This window comes from Kitasatospora arboriphila (assembly GCF_039528095.1).
Lineage (GTDB): Bacteria > Actinomycetota > Actinomycetes > Streptomycetales > Streptomycetaceae > Kitasatospora > Kitasatospora arboriphila.
Map to the genome: position 1 here is coordinate 9461 of NZ_BAAALD010000151.1, position 1972 is coordinate 11432.

Consider the following 1972-nt stretch of genomic DNA (forward strand, 5'->3'; position numbering starts at 1 on the left):
GTCCGGACCGCCATGGCGGTCCGGGCGTTCACGGCCGGTCGACGCGGAAGTGGTAGCAGCCGTACTCGACCGCCCGGACGTGCACCTGGGCGGTTCCCGGGTCGGCGAACGCCTCGGCGAGGGCGCGGTCGAAGCAGGCGTCGGCGTCCTCGGTCAGCTCCACCAGGCGACCGCCCGTGATGTGCCCGCGGCCGTCGTAGCGGCGGAAGGCGCGCAGGGCGCCGGGGCGGGCCCACGGGTAGCCGGTGGAGTCCGTGGCCGGACCGCCGCAGTCCTCGGCATGGATGAAGACCGGTCCCTGCTCGTCGTACGCCCCGGGCTCGGCGCCCGTCTCCGCCGCCCAGCGGCGCAGCGGGGCGTAGCTGACGAGGGCGATCCGGTCGCCGACGGCGCTCGGGCGCAGGCAGCAGCGGAGCGGGGCGCCGCCCTCGCCGTCCGGGTAGGGGGTCGTCGGGCGGCCCGCGTCGTCGTGGACGCGGAGCTGCTGCAGGGCGGCGGGGGTGATGGGCTGCGGTCGGTAGGTGCTGGTCATGTGCGTCAGCATCGCGCGGTGGGCCGGGGGGTTGCTGGCGGGAATCCGACGGCGCCTTCGGCCGTCCCGGGCGAGCGTGCGCGAGGGATGCCGGGCCCGGTGCCGGACGCGGCTCCGGGTGTGGCGCCGGCGCCGAAAATCGGCCCCCGGTGGGTGGCCGGGGAGGCAGACTGGCAGTAGGCACTGCACCATGCGCCGCAGTCACCGATCCGCCGGACGTTGGGCCACCGATGGACACCACACCGCAGGACCTGCTGGTCGTCGCCGTCGAGGCGGGGGCCGGCCCCTGCCCGGAGCAGGGCGAGCTGTCGCTGGCGCTCGCGGGGGCGGAGCTGATCGACCTGCTCGACGTCCGGGCCGTCCAGCTGGACGACACCCGGATCCTGCCGGGCGGTCCGGTGGCCGTGGCGGACCGGTTGCTGGCCGAGGCCGCGGAGGCGGTCCTCCGGCAGCCGCCGTTCGAGTCGGTCGAGGACTGGCTGTGGCGCCGGGGCCGCGGGCTCGCGGCGGCCTATGCGGCCGTGCTCGGGACGGGCGGTCGGGTCCGGCGTCCGCGCTTCCACCGGGCGCACGGGACGCCGGGGGTGCAGGCCGGTGGCCCGGTGCCGGCCGAGTCCGCCGGTCGCCGTGCGGCGGTGGACCGTTGGGTGTCGCGCGAGCCCGTGCTCACCGCCCTCGCGGCGGCCGGCGACATCGGCGGGCTGCCCCCGGGCGAGCAGCCGGACATCGCCGACGACGACGTGGCGACCGTCCTCGCCGCGGTGAACGACGCGGTCCGGGAGCTGGACGCCGTGCGGCGGCGCCGCGCCGTCGAGGAGGCGGCGTTCAACAACATCTGGCGCGGCGCGGTCGGTTGAGCCGCCGCGCCGGCGGCACGGTGCGTCAGCGGGGCAGGGTGCGGAAACGTGCCTTGCGCAGGTCGAGGAACCGGTCGCACACCTCGCCGATCGGGCGGTCCTCGTCATAGGGGTCCTTCACCGAGGGGATCCGGGCCGGACATCACCTCCGGCCGCCGGGCGGTCAACCAGTTGCTCTGGTCACCGTTCCTCCGGCGGACTGACGGGACCGGTTCTCCGTGTGGCGGCCGGGGAACGGGGCAGCCGCCCAGTAGCCCTGCTCGGACCAGGAGAGGACGAGGTCATGACCACACCCGATGACGACCGGGCGCACCCCGACGAGGAGACGCGGGAGCGTTCCGCGGAGGAGCGCAGCATCACGGCTCCCACCCCGGCGGACGTCCGGGCCAAGGGCGGGGACGACGACGGGGAGGAGCCCGAGCCGCCTGCCGCGGACGCCGTGGCACCGTAGCGGCGACAGCACGTTCCGCGTTCAACCACCGGCTCGTCGAGGAGGCAGCCGCCCTGCCGGCGGGCGCCCCCCCCGCCGCGCCGGCGGCCGAGTTCTCCCCCCCGGCTCCGGCCGGCGAGGCCCGTGAGTCCC

At 76.8% G+C, this 1972-nt stretch carries 3 protein-coding genes; 2 read left to right on the top strand and 1 reads right to left on the bottom strand.

The window, feature by feature from the left end; genetic code table 11:
• Nucleotides 1-28: 28 nt before the first annotated feature.
• The gene (locus ABD353_RS37680) at nt 29-532 is read right to left on the bottom strand and encodes a DUF1203 domain-containing protein (protein WP_344628240.1); all 504 of its coding nucleotides are present in this window, start codon (nt 530-532) and stop codon (nt 29-31) included.
• 230 nt (nt 533-762) lie between these two features.
• On the opposite strand from ABD353_RS37680, the gene ABD353_RS37685 reads away from it, so the two are divergent.
• Both ABD353_RS37685 and ABD353_RS37690 read left to right on the top strand, forming a co-directional pair.
• Nucleotides 763-1389 (top strand): GPP34 family phosphoprotein, encoded by a 627-nt coding sequence (locus tag ABD353_RS37685; protein ID WP_344628241.1) that lies wholly within the window; start codon nt 763-765, stop codon nt 1387-1389.
• A gap of 283 nt (nt 1390-1672) precedes the next feature.
• Complete coding sequence (locus ABD353_RS37690) at nt 1673-1840, top strand: hypothetical protein (RefSeq protein WP_344628242.1); 168 nt, start codon at nt 1673-1675, stop codon at nt 1838-1840.
• Nucleotides 1841-1972 lie beyond the last annotated feature (132 nt).